This is a genomic window from Streptomyces sp. NPDC031479 (assembly GCF_055581065.1).
In genome coordinates this window covers 66,160-85,192 of record NZ_JBVIKC010000036.1, presented here as the reverse complement: position 1 = coordinate 85,192, position 19,033 = coordinate 66,160, and the positions used below count along the sequence as shown (strand labels likewise).

General features: G+C 72.0%; 18 protein-coding genes. 5 read left to right on the top strand and 13 right to left on the bottom strand.

Annotation, left to right across the window (positions count from 1 at the left end):
* Positions 1–106: 106 nt before the first annotated feature.
* The 6 genes from ACZ5D2_RS30335 to ACZ5D2_RS30310 all read right to left on the bottom strand — a co-directional run bounded on the left by ACZ5D2_RS30335 (position 107) and on the right by ACZ5D2_RS30310 (position 6,132).
* Positions 107–1,012 (bottom strand): DMT family protein, encoded by a 906-nt coding sequence (locus ACZ5D2_RS30335; RefSeq protein ID WP_468933731.1) that lies wholly within the window; start codon positions 1,010–1,012, stop codon positions 107–109.
* Positions 1,013–1,102: 90 nt separating this feature from the next.
* Positions 1,103–2,194, bottom strand: coding sequence for an LOG family protein (locus ACZ5D2_RS30330; protein ID WP_371676448.1), 1,092 nt, complete (start codon positions 2,192–2,194; stop codon positions 1,103–1,105).
* A gap of 26 nt (positions 2,195–2,220) precedes the next feature.
* Positions 2,221–3,303, bottom strand: coding sequence for a hypothetical protein (locus ACZ5D2_RS30325; RefSeq protein WP_371676447.1), 1,083 nt, complete (start codon positions 3,301–3,303; stop codon positions 2,221–2,223).
* Positions 3,285–4,040 (bottom strand): ABC transporter ATP-binding protein, encoded by a 756-nt coding sequence (locus tag ACZ5D2_RS30320; RefSeq protein WP_371676446.1) that lies wholly within the window; start codon positions 4,038–4,040, stop codon positions 3,285–3,287. The genes ACZ5D2_RS30325 and ACZ5D2_RS30320 overlap by 19 nt, the downstream gene beginning before the upstream one ends.
* Positions 4,041–4,264: 224 nt before the next feature.
* Complete coding sequence (locus tag ACZ5D2_RS30315; protein WP_371676445.1) at positions 4,265–5,644, bottom strand: aspartate aminotransferase family protein; 1,380 nt, start codon at positions 5,642–5,644, stop codon at positions 4,265–4,267.
* A complete protein-coding gene (locus tag ACZ5D2_RS30310) occupies positions 5,629–6,132 on the bottom strand; it encodes an Lrp/AsnC family transcriptional regulator (RefSeq protein WP_007266859.1) in 504 nt (167 codons plus the stop codon). The genes ACZ5D2_RS30315 and ACZ5D2_RS30310 overlap by 16 nt, the downstream gene beginning before the upstream one ends.
* A 170-nt stretch (positions 6,133–6,302) precedes the next feature.
* On the opposite strand from ACZ5D2_RS30310, the gene ACZ5D2_RS30305 reads away from it, so the two are divergent.
* The gene (locus ACZ5D2_RS30305; protein ID WP_468933735.1) at positions 6,303–7,742 is read left to right on the top strand and encodes a gamma-aminobutyraldehyde dehydrogenase; all 1,440 of its coding nucleotides are present in this window, start codon (positions 6,303–6,305) and stop codon (positions 7,740–7,742) included.
* A gap of 115 nt (positions 7,743–7,857) precedes the next feature.
* On the top strand, positions 7,858–9,036 hold the full coding sequence (locus ACZ5D2_RS30300) for a polyamine ABC transporter substrate-binding protein (RefSeq protein ID WP_371676443.1): 1,179 nt from the start codon (positions 7,858–7,860) through the stop codon (positions 9,034–9,036).
* A gap of 17 nt (positions 9,037–9,053) precedes the next feature.
* On the opposite strand, the gene ACZ5D2_RS30295 is transcribed toward ACZ5D2_RS30300, so the two are convergent.
* The 5 genes from ACZ5D2_RS30295 to ACZ5D2_RS30275 all read right to left on the bottom strand — a co-directional run bounded on the left by ACZ5D2_RS30295 (position 9,054) and on the right by ACZ5D2_RS30275 (position 14,121).
* Positions 9,054–10,295 carry a serine hydrolase domain-containing protein gene (locus tag ACZ5D2_RS30295; protein WP_468933724.1) on the bottom strand — a complete coding sequence of 414 codons (1,242 nt, stop codon included), beginning with the start codon at positions 10,293–10,295 and terminating at the stop codon, positions 9,054–9,056.
* Between the two features lie 149 nt (positions 10,296–10,444).
* Entirely contained in the window at positions 10,445–11,125 is a 681-nt protein-coding gene (locus ACZ5D2_RS30290) for a response regulator (RefSeq protein ID WP_468933721.1), read from the bottom strand.
* Positions 11,122–12,372 carry a sensor histidine kinase gene (locus ACZ5D2_RS30285; protein ID WP_468933718.1) on the bottom strand — a complete coding sequence of 417 codons (1,251 nt, stop codon included), beginning with the start codon at positions 12,370–12,372 and terminating at the stop codon, positions 11,122–11,124. The genes ACZ5D2_RS30290 and ACZ5D2_RS30285 overlap by 4 nt, the downstream gene beginning before the upstream one ends.
* Complete coding sequence (locus ACZ5D2_RS30280; protein ID WP_371676440.1) at positions 12,369–13,058, bottom strand: glycerophosphodiester phosphodiesterase; 690 nt, start codon at positions 13,056–13,058, stop codon at positions 12,369–12,371. The genes ACZ5D2_RS30285 and ACZ5D2_RS30280 overlap by 4 nt, the downstream gene beginning before the upstream one ends.
* Before the next feature lie 37 nt (positions 13,059–13,095).
* Complete coding sequence (locus ACZ5D2_RS30275) at positions 13,096–14,121, bottom strand: adenosine deaminase (RefSeq protein ID WP_371676439.1); 1,026 nt, start codon at positions 14,119–14,121, stop codon at positions 13,096–13,098.
* A 358-nt stretch (positions 14,122–14,479) separates the two neighbouring features.
* Here ACZ5D2_RS30275 and ACZ5D2_RS30270 point away from each other — a divergent pair, with 358 nt between their 5' ends.
* On the top strand, positions 14,480–14,947 hold the full coding sequence (locus tag ACZ5D2_RS30270; protein WP_468933713.1) for a DUF4190 domain-containing protein: 468 nt from the start codon (positions 14,480–14,482) through the stop codon (positions 14,945–14,947).
* A gap of 60 nt (positions 14,948–15,007) precedes the next feature.
* Here ACZ5D2_RS30270 and ACZ5D2_RS30265 read toward each other — a convergent pair whose 3' ends face one another.
* Both ACZ5D2_RS30265 and ACZ5D2_RS30260 read right to left on the bottom strand, forming a co-directional pair.
* Positions 15,008–15,427 (bottom strand): NUDIX hydrolase, encoded by a 420-nt coding sequence (locus tag ACZ5D2_RS30265; protein WP_468933711.1) that lies wholly within the window; start codon positions 15,425–15,427, stop codon positions 15,008–15,010.
* The gene (locus tag ACZ5D2_RS30260) at positions 15,424–15,981 is read right to left on the bottom strand and encodes an NADAR family protein (RefSeq protein ID WP_371676436.1); all 558 of its coding nucleotides are present in this window, start codon (positions 15,979–15,981) and stop codon (positions 15,424–15,426) included. The genes ACZ5D2_RS30265 and ACZ5D2_RS30260 overlap by 4 nt, the downstream gene beginning before the upstream one ends.
* 182 nt (positions 15,982–16,163) lie before the next feature.
* Between ACZ5D2_RS30260 and ACZ5D2_RS30255 the strand changes: the two genes are divergently transcribed.
* A complete protein-coding gene (locus ACZ5D2_RS30255) occupies positions 16,164–17,678 on the top strand; it encodes a gamma-aminobutyraldehyde dehydrogenase (protein ID WP_371681141.1) in 1,515 nt (504 codons plus the stop codon).
* 46 nt (positions 17,679–17,724) lie between these two features.
* Positions 17,725–18,975, top strand: coding sequence for a polyamine ABC transporter substrate-binding protein (locus ACZ5D2_RS30250; RefSeq protein WP_468933708.1), 1,251 nt, complete (start codon positions 17,725–17,727; stop codon positions 18,973–18,975).
* Positions 18,976–19,033 lie beyond the last annotated feature (58 nt).

The following is a 19,033-nucleotide window of genomic DNA, read 5'->3' as shown; positions in this document are numbered from 1 at the left end:
CCCCCCCCCCCCCCCCCCCCCCCCCCCCCCCCCCCCCCCCCCCCCCCCCCCCCCCCCCCCCCCCCCCCCCCCCCCCCCCCCCCCCCCCCCCCGGGGCGCCCGCGCGTCAGGACACGGGCTCGGGGACGGGCTCCGGCGCCGGTTCCCCGGCCCCTTCGTGGTTGCCGTACCAGGCCACCGCCACGGCGCCCGTGACCGCCAGGACGAAGCCCAGTACGGCCAGCCAGGCCAGTCCCGGCCGGGAGGCGTCGCCGAGCCAGAGCACGCCGATGGCTCCCGGGAGCACCGTCTCGCCGACGACCAGCGCCGCCGTCGCACCGTTGACGGAGCCGATCTGGAGGGCGACGGTGTGCAGGTACATGCCACCCGCGCCGGCCAGCACGATGGCGTAGAGGGCCGGGTCGGCGAGCATCGTCCCCAGGGCGAAGGGCTCGACGCCGTCCAGGATCCGCACCCCGACGCCCAGCGCGCCGAAGGCCAGCCCCGAGAGCAGACCCGCCAGGATCGCCGCCCGGGCGCCGAGGAAGCGCACGGCCACCGTGCCGCCGACGATGATCAGCGCGGTCACCGCGAGCAGCCACCAGTGCGTGGCCATCGGGGCGTGGTGGCCGCCCTCGTGACCGGCGGCCGTGGCGAGCAGCACCAGCGCCGCGCACACCACTCCGATGGAGGCCCACTCCTTGCGGGTCAGCCGGATGCCCAGCATCTTGACGCTCAGCACGGCGGTGATGACCAGGTTCGCGCTGATGACCGTCTGGGACAGGAACAGCGGCAGCATCCGGGCGGCCAGCGCACCCAGTCCGAACCCGACGAAGTCGAGGATCGTGCCGACGATGAACTCCCAGGTCATCGCCGCCTTGGCGGTCGAGGTGAGGTTCGGTCCGCCGTGCGCCGTGACCCCGGCGGCGGCCGGCGAGGTCCGGGCGGCCCGGCGCGAGCCCACGGCTTGCAGGACGGATCCCGTGCCGTAGCAGATGGACGCCGCGACAGCGGTCAGCAGGCCTATGAGCACAGAGGGCTCCGTTCACGTCTGGCAGGTTTTGCGGTACCTAGACCAGACGTGTGAACGGCCCCGGAAGTTGCCTGCGGAGCGGGTGAGAAGTCAGCGCATCGAGGCGAGGGCGTCCGGGACCTCGTCCACGGAGTCCACCAGCGCGATCCGGGACTCCATCGCGCGGCCGCGCGCCAGCGCCTGGAGCAGCGGCCACACCGGCAGGTGCCCGGTCCAGTGGGCGCGGCCGACCAGGACCATAGGGGCCGGTACGGACCCCGACGCGTAGTAGTTGGGCGTCGCGTTGTCGAAGACCTCCTGCACGGTGCCCGCCGCGCCGGGCAGGAACACCACGCCCGCCGTCGACCGGGCGAGCAGCCCGTCCTCGCGGGTGGCGTTCGCGAAGTACTTGGCGATGTGGCCCGCGAAGGGGTTCGGCGGCTCGTGACCGTAGAACCACGTCGGGATGCCGACGGAGTCGCCGCCCTCGGGCCACCGCTCCCGTACGGCGAAGGCGGCGCGCGCCCAGTCGGAGACCGACGGGGCGAAGGAGGGCGCCTTGGCGAGCATGTCGAGCGCCTCGGTGAGGGCTCCGTCGGGGGCCGGCGCCAGGTAGGCGCCGAGGTTGGCGGCCTCCATGGCACCCGGCCCGCCGCCGGTGGCCACGGTCATGCCCGACCGGGCGAGCTCCCGGCCGAGTTCGGCGGCGCCCCGGTAGTCGCGGCCGCCGCGGTCCACGGCGTGGCCACCCATCACGCCGACCACGCGGGCACCCGCGAGGTGCTCGTCGAGGGCGTCGGAGACCGCGTCGTCGTGGACGGAGCGGAGCATCGAGGAGAAGACGTCCCCGTCGGCCTTGGTCTCCTGGAACCAGGCGTAGGCCTGGGCGTCCGGGGTGGACCCGTAACCGTCGGCGAGGCCGGCGAAGAGCTCGTCGGCCGTGTACAGCCGCCCCCGGTACGGGTCGAAGGGCAGGTCCGGCACCGGGGGGAAGACGAGCGCGCCGTCCGCGCGGACCTTCGCCGAGGCGTCGGGCTCCATCGCGCAGCCCAGGAACACGGCGTCGGAGGTGTCGGCGGACAGCAGCGCGAACGTCCGCTCCAGAAGGCTGACCGACTGGACGCGGTAGCCGCTCAGTGAGCCCCGGGCCGCGACCCGGTCGAATTCCGCGAGCGTCTCGATCTCGATGTCTGCGTTGACCATTCGGCCCACACTAGGCGCTGGTCCGCTCAGCGGGTCAAGGCGAGCGACGTCAGCTGCGCCACACCCCAGCTGAGCGGGAGGCACACGACGAGGAGTGCGGCGGCCCGCACGGTCACGGCCGTACGCAGGACCGTTCCCGGTGTTCCGAGGTCCAGGAGGGCCGCCCGGGCGGCGGAGCGGGAGTGGCGGGATTCGGCGGCCGATGTGAGAAGGGTCGCGCCCGCGCACAGGGCCACGAGGGCGGCGGCCGGACCGGTCAGCGGTCCGAGCGGGGTGAGGGAGCCGCCCCGGTCGCCCAGGGCCATCGAGGTGAGGGCGGCGGCGCCGACGGCGCACAGCACCCCGAGGGGCCGGCCGAGACGGGGGGCCTCTTCCTGGAGGGCCCGCCCGGCGAGCAGCCGCAGCGCGCCGGGGCGGACGGCCTGGACGAGGGTGCCGCAGGCGTAGGCCAGACCGGGCCCGGCGAGGGCCAGCCCGACCGCGATCAGGACCCAGCCGGCCGGAACGGCCGCGCCGCGAGGGCCGGCGTAGGTCTCGACGGCGAGCCCGCTGGCGGCCAGCGCCACGCCCCAGGGCACTCCCGACCGGGGACTGAGCCCGGCCGCCGGGGGGCGGGGGCGCAGGGCGACGACGGTGGCGGCGGAGGCCGTGAGGGGGATCAGGGACAGCAGGGTGAGGGCCCCGGCCACCGGCAGCGGCTGGTCGGCGTGGAGCAGCCCGGCCCCCGCGCCGTCGAAGGGCAGGCCCGTCAGTTCGCCCCGCAGGTGCAGGAAGACGGCCAGGGCCAGGGCGCTGCCGAGGGCGCAGGCGACGGCGGTGGAGACCGCGCCGACCAGGGAGAGCCGTACGGGTCCCAGGCCGACGGCGTCGAGGCCCTCGCGGGGCCGGGTCGCCGGGTCGGTCCGGGCCACCGCCACCGCGAACTGCACGGTGGCGGCGAGCGGCACGAGGGCCCACAGCAGCCGGGGCAGCGATCCGGCGGGCCGGGCCATCGCCTCAGCGAGGACGTACAGCAGCAGGAACCCGGTACCGGCCGAGGCGGCGGCGACGAGCATCCGGCGCAGCTGGACCGCGGGGCGGGAGCCGCGGGCTAGGCGGAGAGCGAGCACGCGGCCTGGTCCTCCGTGGTCCGGGGGGAGTCGGCCGCCGTGGCGGCCCCGGCCGGGCGGCCGTCGAGCAGGTCCAGCCGGTGGTCCGCCTGGGCGGCGGTCTCCTCGTCGTGGGTGGCCAGCACCACGGTGATCCCGTGGGAGCGGGCGGCGGTGGTGAGCGTCCGCAGCAGCAGGGCGCGCTCGGCACGGTGCAGCGGGGCGGTCGGCTCGTCGGCGAAGAGCACGGCGGGCTCGCCGACCAGGGCCCGGGCGAGGGCGACCCGCTGGCATTCGGCGCGGGTCAGGGCGCCGGGGCGCTTGCGGGCGAACCCGCCGATGTCGAGGCGGTCCAGCCAGGCGCAGGCGGCGTTCTTGGCGGCGCGGTGCGTGGCGCCGGTGAGCAACAGGGGCAGGGCTGTGTTCTCCCACACCTTGAGCTCCGGCAGCAGCTGGGGCTCGGGTCCGATCCAGGCGAACCGGTCGCGGCGCAGCCGCTCGCGGGCGACGGGTCCCAGGGTGTGGACGGGGACGCCGTCGAACCAGACCTCGCCCTGTTCGGGCACCAGCCGGCCGGTCAGGCAGCGCAGCAGCGTGGTCTTCCCGCTGCCGCGCGGGCCGGTCACGGCCAGGATCTCGCCCTGGCGCACTCCGGCGGTGACCCCGATGAGTCCGGGGGAGCCGCCGTGGGAGTAGTGAAGGGACCGTGCCCAGAGCACGTCATTGTCCGGTGGGGCATTGTCCGATGGAGCCACCATGGCGTACACACCTCCGTCCGGGGGAACGAAGCGGAGCCCCTTCGGTCACTGGCGCCGCACTGAGATGTAAAGAGATGAACGTCTTGGATGGTGACAGCACACGGCCCGGACCCCCGCGTTCTCACTCGAACGGAGGATCCGGGCCGTGTGATCGGACTATCGCTACGTCCGGCCGCTGCCGTGCCGGACGGTTCGGCGCCCGGCCGGGGCCGGGGGCGCCGGGGTTACAGCTTGGTCCAGGCCTCGGTGAGCACCGAGCGCAGGATGCCTTCGATCTCGTCGAAGGTGCCCTGGTCCGCGATCAGCGGCGGGGCCAGCTGGATGACCGGGTCCCCACGGTCGTCGGCGCGGCAGTACAGGCCGTTGTCGAAGAGCGCCTTGGAGAGGAAGCCGTAGAGCACGCGCTCGGTCTCCTCGTCCGTGAAGGACTCCTTGGTGACCTTGTCCTTGACGAGCTCGATGCCGTAGAAGAAGCCGTTGCCGCGGACGTCGCCGACGATCGGGAGGTCGTGCAGCTTCTTCAGGGTGTTGAAGAAGTTGCCCTCCTGGTCCAGCACGTGCTGGTTCAGGCCTTCCTTGTCGAAGATGTCGAGGTTGGCCAGGGCCACGGCGGAGGACACCGGGTGGCCGCCGAAGGTGTAGCCGTGCAGGAAGGTGTTGTCGCCCTTGTAGAAGGGCTCCGCGAGGCGGTCCGAGATGATGCAGGCACCGATCGGGGAGTAGCCCGAGGTCATGCCCTTGGCGCAGGTGATCATGTCCGGCACGTAGTTGAACTTGTCACAGGCGAACATCGTGCCGAGACGGCCGAAGGCGCAGATCGTCTCGTCGGAGACGAGGAGCACGTCGTACTCGTCGCAGATCTCGCGGACGCGCTGGAAGTACCCGGGCGGCGGCGGGAAGCAGCCACCGGCGTTCTGCACCGGCTCCAGGAAGACGGCGGCGACGGTGTCGGCGCCCTCGAACAGGATCTCCTGCTCGATCTGGTCGGCGCACCAGCGGCCGTAGGCCTCCGGGTCGTCGCCGAAGATCGGGGCGCGGTAGATGTTGGTGTTCGGCACCTTGTGCGCGCCGGGGACCAGCGGCTCGAAGGGGGCCTTGAGGGCCGGCAGGCCGGTGATGGACAGGGCGCCCTGCGGGGTGCCGTGGTAGGCGACCGCGCGGGAGATGACCTTGTACTTGGTGTGCTTGCCCTGCAGCTTGAAGTACTGCTTGGCGAGCTTCCAGGCGGTCTCGACGGCTTCGCCGCCACCGGTGGTGAAGAAGACCTTGTTCAGGTCGCCCGGGGCGTAGTGGGCGAGGCGCTCGGCCAGCTCGACGGCCTTGGGGTGCGCGTACGACCAGATGGGGAAGAACGCGAGTTCCTGCGCCTGCTTGTAGGCGACCTCGGCCAGTTCCTTGCGGCCGTGACCGGCGTTGACCACGAACAGGCCCGCGAGGCCGTCCAGGTAGCGCTTGCCCTTGTCGTCCCAGATGTAGGTGCCCTCGCCCCGGACGATGGTGGGGACGGGGGAGTTCTCGTAGGACGACATGCGGGTGAAGTGCATCCACAGGTGGTCGTACGCGGTCTTGGAGAGGTCCTGGCTCACGGTTATCTGGTTCCCCACATGTAGGTCTGCTTCTTGAGCTTCAGGTAAACGAAGCTCTCGGTTGATCGCACGCCGGGGAGCGTGCGGATCTTCTTGTTGATCGTCTCCAGCAGGTGGTCGTCGTCCTCGCAGACGATTTCCACCATGAGGTCGAACGACCCCGCGGTCATCACGACGTATTCGCACTCGGCCATCGCGGTCAGCGCGTCGGCCACCGGGTCGAGGTCGCCCTCGACGTTGATGCCGACCATGGCCTGGCGTCTCAGCCCCACGGTGAGCGGGTCGGTGACGGCGACGATCTGCATGACGCCCTGGTCCAGCAGCTTCTGGACGCGCTGGCGGACGGCGGCTTCGGAGAGGCCGACGGCCTTGCCGATCGACGCGTAGGGACGGCGACCGTCCTCTTGGAGTTGCTCGATGATCGCCAGGGACACAGCATCGACCGAAGGGGACGGTTGTCTGTTCCTGGAATCTGCGCTTCGACTGACCACGACCTCACTGTGCACGAGGAGTCGTCCGTTCCGCAACCCGTAATCGATGAAATCCGTTGCGGGAGGTCTCCGATTGCACGGATTTCGTAGTTGGTGGTGTCTGGCTCTGTCGAAAGCGTCGCCGGAGGGGCTAGTCTTTGGGGGTCGTCTCAATCATTGGACATGTGATCAGGAGAGTGGCTGTAGTGACCACCGAACTGCGTCGTCTGCGCAACTACATCGGCGGGGAGTTCAAGGACGCCGCCGACGGGCGGACCACCGAGGTGGTCAACCCCGCCACCGGAGAGGTGTACGCGACCGCCCCGCTGTCCGGCCAGGCCGACGTGGACGCCGCCATGGCCGCCGCCGCGGCCGCCTTCCCGGGCTGGCGCGACACCACGCCCTCCGAGCGGCAGAAGGCCCTGCTCAAGATCGCGGACGCCTTCGAGGCGCGCGCGGACGAGCTCGTCGCCGCCGAGTCGGAGAACACCGGCAAGCCGCTGGGCCTGACGGCCAGCGAGGAGCTGCCGCCGATGGTGGACCAGATCCGCTTCTTCGCCGGCGCCGCGCGCCTGCTGGAGGGCCGTTCGGCCGGCGAGTACATGGACGGGATGACCTCGATCATCCGCCGTGAGCCGGTCGGCGTGTGCGCCCAGGTCGCGCCGTGGAACTACCCGATGATGATGGCCGTGTGGAAGTTCGCCCCGGCGATCGCCGCGGGCAACACCGTGGTCCTGAAGCCCTCGGACACCACCCCGGCCTCCACCGTCCTGATGGCGGAGATCATCGACTCCGTACTGCCCAAGGGCGTCTTCAACGTCGTCTGCGGCGACCGCGAGACCGGCAAGGCCATGGTCGAGCACTCCACCCCGGCGATGGCCTCCATCACCGGTTCCGTGCGCGCGGGCATGCAGGTCGCCGAGAGCGCCTCCAAGGACGTCAAGCGCGTCCACCTGGAGCTCGGCGGCAAGGCCCCGGTCGTGGTCTTCGAGGACGCCGACCTGGCCAAGGCCGTCGAGGACATCGCCGTCGCCGGCTACTTCAACGCCGGTCAGGACTGCACCGCCGCCACCCGCGTACTCGTCCACGAGTCGATCCACGACGAGTTCGTTGCCGCGCTCGCCAAGGCCGCCGCGGAGACCAGGACCGGACAGCCGGACGACGAGGACGTGCTGTACGGCCCGCTGAACAACCCCAACCAGCTCCAGCAGGTCGCGGGCTTCATCGAGCGCCTCCCCGCCCACGCCAAGGTCGAGGCGGGCGGCCACCGGGTCGGCGACAAGGGCTTCTTCTACGCCCCGACCGTCGTCTCGGGCCTCAAGCAGGACGACGAGATCATCCAGAACGAGGTCTTCGGCCCCGTCATCACCGTCCAGTCCTTCACGGACGAGACGCAGGCCCTGGAGTACGCGAACGGAGTCGAGTTCGCCCTCGCCTCATCCGTGTGGACCAAGGACCACGGCCGCGCGATGCGCATGTCCAAGAACCTCGACTTCGGCTGTGTGTGGATCAACACCCACATCCCGCTCGTCGCCGAGATGCCCCACGGCGGCTTCAAGAAGTCCGGCTACGGCAAGGACCTCTCCGCCTACGGCTTCGAGGACTACACCCGCATCAAGCACGTGATGACCTCGCTCGACGGCTGATCCGCCGCGACCGTCGCGGTGACGTGCGCGCACTGATCACCGCAGGCCACTGAAGGGGCGGGCAGTAGACACCTTGTCTATTGCCCGCCCCTTCGCGTTCACCGAGGCTGGGGCCATGCCTGAACTCGCCTTCTCCCGCCGCGCGGCGCTGCGCGGCCTCGGTGCCGCGGGCCTGCTGGCCGCCCTCACCGGATGCGGTGTGCCCGCCGCCTACGTCCCCGAAGACCGGCGGCAGGCCCAGGACCTCTCGGACCGGGACCAGAGCGTCGCCTTCTCCAACTGGCCGCTCTACATCGACACCGACGACCAGGACGAGGAGAGCCGCCCGACGCTGGAGGCCTTCACGAAGAAGACCGGCATCGAGGTCCGGTACACCGAGGAGATCAACGACAACGACGAGTTCTTCGGCAAGGTCAGCCCGGCCCTGATGAACCACCAGTCGACCGGTCACGACCTCGTGGTCGTCAGCGACTGGATGGCCGCCCGCTTCGTCCACCTGGGCTGGGCCCAGAAGATGGACCGCTCCGCCCAGGGCAACGTGGCCAGGTACCTCGACCCCCAACTGCGTTCCCCCGCCTTCGACGAGGGCCGGCTGCACACCGTCCCCTGGCAGTCGGGGATCACCGGCATCGCCTACAACCGCAAGGCCCTGGGCCGGGAGATCAAGTCTGTCAGGGACCTCTGGCAGCCGGACCTGGCCGGCAAGGTGACGCTCTTCTCCGGTCTCGACGAGTCCTTCGCCCTGCTCATGCAGGGCAACGGCGCCGACGTCACCCGGTGGACCGAAACCGACTTCCACCGGATGTGCGACCAGGTCGAGAGCATGGTGAAGAAGAGGCACATCCGCCGCTTCACCGGCAACGACTACACCTCCGACCTCAGCAAGGGCGACGTCCTGGCCTGCCAGGCCTACTCCGGCGACGTCATCCAGCTCCAGGCCGACAACCCCGACATCGAGTTCGTGGTCCCCGAGGAGGGCGCCGAGCTCTGGGCGGAGAGCCTGCTCGTCCCCAACCTCGCCCGCCACAAGACCAACGCCGAGGCCCTCGTCGACTACTACTACGACCCCGCGGTGGCCGCGGAACTCGCGGCCGCGGTCAACTACGTCTGCCCGGTGCCCGCAGCCCGCGAGGTGCTGGCCGCCTCTCCGGACAAGGAGACCGCCAAGCTCGCCGAGAACCCGCTGATCTTCCCCGACGAAGGGATGCGCAAGCGCCTCGTCGTCGCCCGGGACATCTCCTCGGCCGAACGCTCGTCCTTCGCCAAGCGCTGGAACTCCATCGTCGGACTCTGACCGGGTCCGCCGCGCCCCTACTTGGCGAAGGCCGCACCCACGATGCCCATGGCCACCTTGTTCATTTCCCGGCCCTTGGCATCGGTGGAGTTCACCGAGTACACGAGGGTGCGGGAGAGGTCGCGGCTGCCGCCGATCACCGTGTTGTAGCCGAAGCGGCCACCGGTCTTGCCGTAGACCACGGCGCCGCCCGGCAGCTTGAACTCCTTCAGGCCGGCCGTCTGCACCGCGTGCCCGCCGGTCTCGGCGTCCTGCACGTCGGGGACGGTGAACATCTCCTCCAGCTGGGGCCGCGGGACCACCTTGCCGCCGAAGAGCGCCACCGTGAAACGTTCCAGGTCCGCCGTGGTCGATATGAGGTCCCCGGCAGCCCAGTTGGAGGAGGAGTTCCACTCCGTCACGTCCACCAGGGAGCTGCCCCCGCCCGGCCGCGGCACCGCCTGGTAGCCGTGGTTGTGGGGGCCCGGTATCCGGGTCTGGGTGCGGCCCGGGAACGAGGTGTCACGCAGACCCAGCGGCTTGAATATCCGCTGGGTCACCGCCTTCTCGTACGTCGTCCCCGTCACTTTCTCGATCAGCACGCCGAGCACCGTGTAGTGGATGTTGCTGTAGTGCTGCTTTTCGCCGGGCCGGGACTCGGGGCCCTTGGCCGCCGCGTTGGCGATCAGTGCCCGCGGGTCCACCACGTCGAAGCGGTGGGCGTACTCGTCCGCGAACTCGTCCCCCGGGCCGTCCGCCGACCTCAGGCCGCTCGTGTAGTTCAGCAACTGGCGCACGGAGACGGGCTCGAAACCGCCGGGGCCGCCGGGCAGCAGCCCCGGCAGGTACTCCTGCACCGGCCGGTCCAGATCCAGCCTGTGCTCGGCGGCCAGCTGCAGCACCACGGCCGCGGTGAAGGCCTTCGTCACCGAACCCGCCCGGAACCGGCCGTCCTCGATCGCCCCGCGCCCGCTGCGGACGTCCGCCACCCCGGAACTGCCCTTCCAGGAACCACTCGTACCGCCCACCCGCACCAGCGCGGCCGTCGCCTCCGGGTGGTCGGCGCCCAGACCCGCGATGGCCCGCTCCAGCGCCGCCGCGTCGGGCGGGGCCGAGAACAGGGGCGCCTTCACCCCGGCCGCCCGGACCGGGGCCGCCGAGGCAGCCGCGGCGGGCGCCGGCGTCCGGGCGGTGCCGGCGGCGTGCGCCGCGACCGCCGGGCCGGACGCGATGCCCAGCACCAAAGTGGCCGCGATCAGCGTGCGCGTACGTGCCTTCATGATGGTGATCCCCCTGTGTGCGATCCGTGGGGCCGACTGCCCCGATGTCCTCAATGGTGCTGTTCACAGGGGTGGTTGCGGATCACCGGTGAGAGGGGTCTTCCGCGGTACGACAACTCACCGGCGCGGGGGAGACGACACGCCGTTCCTCACTCTCCAGAGGGAGAACCGGCCGCGATCAGGCCCGTCTCGTACGCGCAGATCACCGCCTGGATCCGGTCCCGCAGACCCAGCTTCCCCAGCAGGTTGCCCACGTGCGACTTCACCGTGTGCTCGCTCACCGTCAGCGCCGCCGCGATCTCCGCGTTCGACAGCCCCCGCCCCAGGTGCAGCAGCGTCTCCCGCTCCCGGGCCGTCAGCACCTCCAGCCGGTCCTCCGACAGGGCCCGCGCACCCGCCGGCCGGGCCGTCGCCGCCGTGTACTCCTCGATCAGCCGCCGCGCCACCGAAGGCGCCAGCAGGGACTCGCCCGCCGCCACGACCCGTACCGCGTGCACCAGATCGTCCCGCCGCACGTCCTTCAGCAGGAACCCGCTCGCCCCCGCGTGCAGCGCCTCGTACACGTACTCGTCCGAGTCGAAGGTGGTCAGCATCACCGACCGGCAGGCGCCGCCCGCCGAGATCCTCCGGCAGGCCTCGATCCCGTCCAGCACCGGCATCCGGATGTCCAGCAGCGCGACGTCCGGCGCGAGCCGGGCGACCGCCTCCACCGCCGCCGCACCGTCCCCCACCTCCGCCACGACCTCGATGTCCTCCTGGACGTCCAGGATCATCGCGAAACCGCTGCGCACCAGTTCCTGGTCGTCGGCCACCACCACACGGATCGTCATTTCCCCACCTCCAGCGGCGAGGTTACAAGGACCACCCGCACCGAGAACCCCCCGTCGGGCCCCGGACCGCACCGGGCCGTCCCGCCGTGTGCCGCCGCCCGCTCCCGGATCCCGATCAGCCCGTGCCCGCCGTTCGCGGAGCCCGCCGAGGAGGCCGCCGAGGAGCCGTCCGAGGAGGCGTTCGCGAAGCCGCCCGCCGCGCCGTTCCGCGCACCGCCGCGCGCGCCGTCCGGTCCGCGGCCGTCGTCGGTGACCGTCACCGTCAGGTCCCCCACCCCGTACTCCAGGCGTACGTCCACCGTCGAGGCCCCGGCGTGCCTGACCACATTGGTCAGCGCCTCCTGCACCACCCGGTGCACCGTCGCCTCCAGCGCGGCCGGCAGCGCGCGCACCTCGCCCGTCCGCTCGTAGGAGACCTTCGGCCCGCTCGCCCGGACCCGGTCCAGCAGGGCCGGCAGCCCCGCGATCCCGGGCTGCGGCGCACGCGGAGCCGCCTCGTCCGTCCGCAGGACCCCCAGCATCGTCCGCAGCTGCGCCATTGCGTCGCGGCCCGTCTCGGCGATCGCCTCGAAGGCCGCCTCGGCCCGTTCCGGGGCCCGGCGCACCGCCACCGGACCCGCCTCCGCCTGCACGATCATGATGCTGACCGCGTGCGAGAGGATGTCGTGCATCTCCCGCGCGATACGGGCCCGTTCGCGCGCCGCCGCCTGTTCCGCCTCGATCCGGTTCGCCCGCTCCAGCTGCTCCGCCCGCTCCAGGGCCGCCTCGGTGTACGCCTGCCGGGTCGCCTGCAGCCGCCCCAGCGCGAACGCCGCCCCGAACACGAACAGCGCGAACAACAGCTCCCGTGCCGTCTGCGTGTTGAGCGCGACCGAACCGAGGATCACCACCACCACGACCGCGCCCATGACCAGCCGCACCCGCTCCGGGCAGTGCAGCGCGATCGTGTAGAGGGCGATCAGCCCGGCGTACGGCAGCGGCTGGCCGGGCCCGTCCAGGGCCAGCCGGTACACCGTCCCCGCCGCGACCACCCCGAACAGCGCCAGGACCGGGGCCCGGCGCCGCCACACCAGCGGCAGGTTGCCGAGCGTGGTCAGCAGGTACGCCGCCCAGGTCGCGGGCGACTCCCGCGGGTCGCGGGGCACCACGAACGGAATGGTCGTCGCCACCTGCACCAGCAGCGTCAGCCCCAGGTCCCGCCGACGCGGATCCGCCGTCCGGATCCGCTCCCCCCAGGCCCGGATCACCGGCCGGACTCGGCCCGGACCGCGGTCAGCGCGTCCACCCTGTTCGTGGTGACGGAGTCCACGCCCGCCGCGGCCAGGGCGCGCATCGACCGCTTGGTGTCCGCCGTCCAGGCCGACACCAGCAGCCCGTCCCGGTGCAGGGCGTCCGTGAGCTCCCGGTCGACCAGTCCGAAGCGGTAGTTGAGCCAGCGGGGGGCGACCGCGTCGATCAGCACCCGGCGCGGCGGCGAGAGGGTGGTCCAGGTCAGGGCGATCTCCGCGCCCGGGTCGGCGGCGCGGACCGCGAGCATGGTGTCCGGCCCGGCGCAGTAGTACGTGCGCTCGCGCGCCCCGCACTCGCGCACCAGGCCCACGACGGTCCGTACGGTCTCGGCCGTGGCGCCCGGCAGGTCCAGCATCAGCCGGCCGGCCCCGGCCGCCATCAGGGCCTCGCGCAGGGTGGGGATCCCGCCCTGCGCGAGCTCCTCCAGCTGTGCGGCGGTGACGTCGTCCAGCCGCACGTCGTGGCCCCACAGCCGCTGGAGGGTCTCGTCGTGGAGCAGGACCGGCACGCCGTCGCGGGTCAGCCGCACGTCGACCTCCACCGCGTCCGCCCCGCGCGCGAAGGCGGAGCGGACGGAGGCGAGGGTGTTCTCGCGGACTCGGTAGGGATCGCCGCGGTGACCGACGGCAGTCAGGGTGTTCATGTCCCCATTCTCAGGGGACGCCGGGTCCGACGGGACGTCAGCGGGCGAGCCAGTCAGCGGTGTACGCGTCGATCTCCGCGCTGAGCTTCTCCTTGCCGGCCTCGTCCAGGAAGGAGGCCTCGACGGCGTTCTTCGCGAGCCGCGCCAGTCCGCGCTCGTCGAGGCCGAGGAGGCGGGCGGCGACCGCGTACTCGTTGTTGAGGTCGGTGCCGAACATCGGCGGGTCGTCGCTGTTGATGGTGACGAGCACGCCCGCGGCGACCATCTCCTTGACGGGGTGCTGGTCGAGGTCCGCGACGGCGCGCGTGGCGATGTTGGAGGTCGGGCAGACCTCCAGCGCGATGCGGTGCTCGGCCAGGTACGCCAGCAGCTCCGGGTCCTTGGCGGCGCTCGTGCCGTGGCCGATGCGCTCGGCGCCCAGCTCGCGGACGGCGTCCCAGACCGTCTCCGGGCCGGTGGTCTCGCCGGCGTGCGGCACGCTGCGCAGGCCGGCGGCACGGGCACGGTCGAAGTACGGCTTGAACTGCGGGCGCGGCACGCCGATCTCGGGGCCGCCCAGGCCGAAGGAGACCAGGCCCTCGGGGCGCAGGTCGACGGCGAGGCGCAGGGTCTCCTCGGCGGCTTCCAGGCCGGCCTCGCCGGGGATGTCGAAGCACCAGCGCAGGATGACGCCCAGTTCGGTCTCGGCGGCCTTGCGGGCGTCCTCGATGGCCTCCATGAAGGCGTGCTCGTCGATGCCGCGGCGCGTCGAGGAGTAGGGGGTGATGGTGAGTTCGGCGTAGCGGATGTTCTGCCGGGCCATGTCGCGGGCGACCTCGAAGGTCAGCGTCCGCACGTCGTCGGGGGTGCGGACCAGGTCGACGACCGAGAGGTAGACCTCGATGAAGTGGGCGAAGTCCGTGAAGGAGAAGTAGTCGGCGAGGGCCTCGGGGTCGGTGGGGACCTTCGAGTCGGGGTGGCGGGAGGCGAGTTCGGCCACGATGCGCGGCGACGCCGAACCGACGTGGTGGACGTGGAGTTCGGCCTTGGGCAGCCCCGCGATGAAGGGGTGCAGATCGGGCATGGGGTGCCTCCGGGAGGACTCTGGTGCGGGCAGGTCGGCTTCATCGTAGGCAGCCCCGGGCCGTGTCGGCGGCAGCGCTTAGCATGGCCGTACGAGAGGGGGGCGCCGTATGACCGACCAGAGCCCTGAGCCGAGGGACCCGTGGGCCCCGCCCGAGAGGTCCGCGGCGGAGCCGGGCAAGCGGGCCGGGGCGGCGCCGGTGACGCCCTCCGTGCCCCCGGTGCCCCCCGGTCCGGCCGCACCCGCCGCCGTTCCACCGGTCCACGAGCAGGACCCGTCCGTACGGGCACCGGAGGCCCAGGGGGCGCCCGCCCCGCCGTCGCCGTACGCGCCGCCCCCGATACCTGCGCCGGCACCCGTGCCTGGGGCCACGGCCGCGTACGGGTACCCGGCCCAGCCGGACCCGGCGGCCTACGCGTACCCCGGCCCGCCGCCCCCCGCCCGGCCGGGGTACCAGGGCTACGCCGGCTACCCCGGTTATGCCGGGTACCCGCCCTACGCCCGGCCCGCCAGCAATGGCTTCGGCGTCGCCGCCCTGGTGCTCGGCATCCTCTCGGTGGTCGGCTGCGTGACCATGGTCGGGTCGATCGCCCTCGGCATCGCGGCCGTCGTCTTCGGCGCGCTGGGCCGGGGCAAGGCGAGCCGCGGCGAATCCACCAACGGCGGGATGGCCCTGGCGGGGATCATCCTCGGCGGGGTCGGCATCGTGCTGGGCATCGGCATGACCCTGCTGGTCTTCTTCGGCCCCACCCTGGAGGAATCCGGCGGTGGCCGGGGCGGCCCGTCGGTCTCCGTGACCGACGACCAGCCCCGCGCACGCGTCTGACGCCCCGGCCCGTACCGCACCCCGGGCGCGGGGCGGGCCACGGGGGTGAGGCCACGGGGGTCAGGGCGTGGCGGCCGACAGCAGGGTGGGGACCATGTAGGGCCCGTCCGCGCCGGTCCGGGGGAGGGGGACCCACGTCAGGCCCACCATCCGGGGGCAGTCGCACTCCAGCTCCGCGTCCACCCCCAGTACCGGCTCCCCGGCCGCCACCTCCACCCGGAAGCAGGTGGTCCAGCCCGAGGGGTACGGGGCCTCGAACGCGCGGCGCACCGACAGGGCCCGCAGCCCCGTCTCCTCGGCCACCTCGCGCCGCACGGCCGCCTCCAGGTCCTCCCCGGGCTCCACCCCGCCGCCCGGCAGGGTCCAGTACTCCGCCCCGTCATGCCGGCCGGACGGCCCCCGTCCCCGCTCGCGCACCATCAGCACGCTGCCGTCCCGCACGATGACCGCCGCCACCCGGCGCCGCTCCGCGGGATTCACCCCGCGTTCCCCTCCCGCAGCCGCTCCCGCGCCTCCATCAGCGCGAAGCCCAGCAGGTTCAGCCCCCGCCAGCGCGCCGGGTCGAGGGCGCGCTCGTCGTCGGCGGCCAGTCCGATGCCCCAGATCCGGTCCACCGGGCTCGCCTCCACCAGCACCCGGTTCCCCGTACCGAGCAGGTACGCCCGCAGCGCCGGATCGGAGCCGAACTTGTGGACGCTGCCCTCCACGACCAGCGCGAACCGCTCCCGCTGCCACACGGTCTCGTCGAAGCCGCGCACCAGCCGTCCGGCCGCCTTCGCCGCCCCCGGACTCCCGGCCCGCAGCGCCGCCCGCTCCGCCTCCGCGTCCCCGAACAACCGCGCCTTGCCGGCCATCATCCAGTGCTCGGCCGTGGCGTACCGGACATCACCCACAGTGAAAGCGGACGGCCACCACTGGCTCAGACAGCTCGGACCGAGCCGTCCGTCGGCCTGCGGCCGGTGCCCCCAGAAGGGCAGGTACTTCAGCCGCTCACCACGGCTGACCTGCCCGATCAACTTGTCGGTCATCTCCATGCACGCGAGTCTTGCAGTCACCACTGACACTTCGTACGGGATTTCGGGCGCGCCTCGACACATGGTCGACCGATTCCGTCGCGTAATCAAAAGGCAACAACGGAATCACTTGGCGGAGGGGAACGCCTCTGTCAGGATCGGCACTCAATTCGAGCTGTAGCTACGGAGAGCGTGAGAGCGTGATGGGTAACCGCTTCCAGGTTAAGGACCGCTTCGCAGACGGCGCGCAGTACATCGACGGCCGGCTCCGCTCCGGTACGTCGGGTCACTCGCACACGGTGGTCGACCCCGCGACCGGCCAGGAGGTCCTCACCTACGAACTGGCGGGCACGGCGGACGTGGACGAGGCCGTCGCCGCCGCCAAGCGGGCCTTCCCCGCCTGGTCGGCCGCGACCCCCGGGGAGCGTTCGGACGCCCTGCACCGGCTGGCCGGCGTACTGGCCGAGCAGGCGGAGGACTTCGCGTACGCCGAGTCCCTGCAGTGCGGCAAGCCGGTCAAGCTGTCCACGGAGTTCGACGTGCCGGGGACCATCGACAACACCGCCTTCTTCGCGGGTGCGGCCCGTCACCTCCAGGGCCAGGCGGCCGGCGAGTACTCCGGGGACCACACCTCCTACGTACGGCGCGAGGCCATCGGGGTCGTCGGCTCCATCGCCCCCTGGAACTATCCGCTCCAGATGGCCGCCTGGAAGATCCTCCCGGCCATCGCCGCGGGCAACACCATCGTCCTCAAGCCCGCCGAGCTCACCCCCCTGACCTCCCTGATGTTCGCCCAGGCGGCCAAGGAGGCGGGCATCCCGGACGGCGTGGTCAACATCGTCACGGGTGCCGGGCGGGACGCGGGCGAGCACCTGGTCGGCCACCCCGACGTGGTCATGACCTCCTTCACCGGCTCCACCGCCGTCGGCAAGCGGGTGGCCGAGATCGCCACCGCCACCGTCAAGCGGCTCCACCTGGAGCTCGGCGGCAAGGCCCCCTTCCTCGTCTTCGACGACGCGGACCTGGAGGCCGCCGCCCACGGCGCCGTCGCCGCCTCGCTCATCAACACCGGCCAGGACTGCACCGCGGCCACCCGCGCCTACGTCCAGCGCCCCCTGCACGACGCCTTCGTCGCCCGGGTCGCCGAGCTGATGGAGACCGTCCGGCTCGGTGACCCCTTCGCGCCCACCACCGATCTCGGCCCGTTGGTCTCGCACGCCCAGCGCGACCGGGTCGCCGCCTTCGTCGAGCGCGCCCGCGCGTACGCCACGGTCGTCACCGGCGGCGAGATCCCGGGCGGCGAGCTGGAGGCGGGCGCCTACTACCGGCCGACGCTGATCTCCGGTGCCGCGCAGGACAGCGAGGTCGTCCAGTCCGAGATCTTCGGCCCGGTCCTGGTCGTCCTGCCCTTCGACACCGACGACGAGGGCCTCGCGCTGGCCAACGACACCCCGTACGGGCTCGCCGCCTCCGCCTGGAGCCGGGACCTCTACCGGGCGAACCGGGCCACACGCGAGCTCAAGGCCGGCTGTGTGTGGGTCAACGACCACATCCCGATCATCAGCGAGATGCCCCACGGCGGCTACAAGGCCAGCGGCTTCGGAAAGGACATGTCAACCTACTCCTTCGAGGAGTACACGCAGGTCAAGCACGTGATGTACGACAACACCGCGGTGGCGGCCAAGGACTGGCACCGCACCATCTTCGGGGACCGATAACAGCCACCGCCCGACCAGCGGCACACCTCCCGAAAGGCCACAGCCAATGGAGCAGCTCGACCCCGACCGCCTCTCCGCGGCGCAGCTCGCCGCGATGCGGCGCAGTCTCACCAGCGGGCGGGGCGCCCTCACCCGCCGTTCGCTGCTGCGCGCGTCCGGCATCGGGGCGCTCACCCTCGGCGGCCTCTCCGCCCTGACCTCCTGCGGCATTCCGCCCGCCCGGCGCGAGGACGGCGCGGCCGCCGCCTCCGCCGACCACTCGGACCGGGAGAAGCAGCTCAACTTCTCCAACTGGACCGAGTACATGGACACCAGCGAGGACGAGAAGTCCCGTCCGACGCTGGAGGAGTTCGGCAAGCGCACCGGCATCGAGGTCAAGTACAGCGAGGACATCAACGACAACGTCGAGTTCTTCGGCAAGATCCGCCCGCAGCTGGCCGCCGGCCAGGACACCGGGCGCGACCTGATCGTCGTCACCGACTGGCTCGCCGCCCGGATCATCCGCCTCGGCTGGGCGCAGAAGCTGGACCCCTCCCACCTGCCGCACGCCTACGCCAACCTCTCCCCGCAGTTCCGCAGCCCCGACTGGGACCCGGGCCGCTCCTACAGCTATCCCTGGACCGGCATCTCGACGGTCATCGCCTACAACTCCAAGGCCACCGAGGGCAGGAAGGTCGACTCCGTCACCCAGCTGCTCGACGACCCCTCGCTCAAGGGCCGCGTCGGCTTCCTCACCGAGATGCGCGACAGCGTCGGCATGACCCTGCTCGACCAGGGCAAGGACCCGGCGAACTTCACCACCGCGGACTTCGACGGCGCCATAGGCCGGCTCCAGAAGGGCGTGGACACGAAGCAGATCCGCCGCTTCACCGGCAACGACTACACCGCCGACCTCGACAAGGGGGACCTCGCGGCCTGCCTGGCCTGGGCGGGCGACGTGATCCAGCTCCAGGCCGGCAACCCCGACATCAAGTACGCGGTCCCGGCGGCCGGGTACATCACCTCCAGCGACAACCTGCTGGTCCCGGCCCAGGCCCGGCACAAGGCCAACGCCGAGAAGCTCATCGACTACTACTACGAGCTCCCGGTGGCCGCCCGGCTGGCCGCGTTCATCAGCTACGTCTGCCCCGTGGACGGCGTCAAGGACGAGCTCGCCAAGATCGACCCCGCGCTCGCGGAGAACACGCTGATCGTCCCGGACAAGGCGATGACCGCCAAGTCCCACGCCTTCCGCTCCCTCAGCAGCGAGGAAGAGACGGCGTACGAGGAGAAGTTCACCCGGCTCATCGGCGCCTGACCCACCGCTCCGCCCCCCGCCAGACCCCTCCACCCCCGCGCTCCCGCACCCTTCCGAC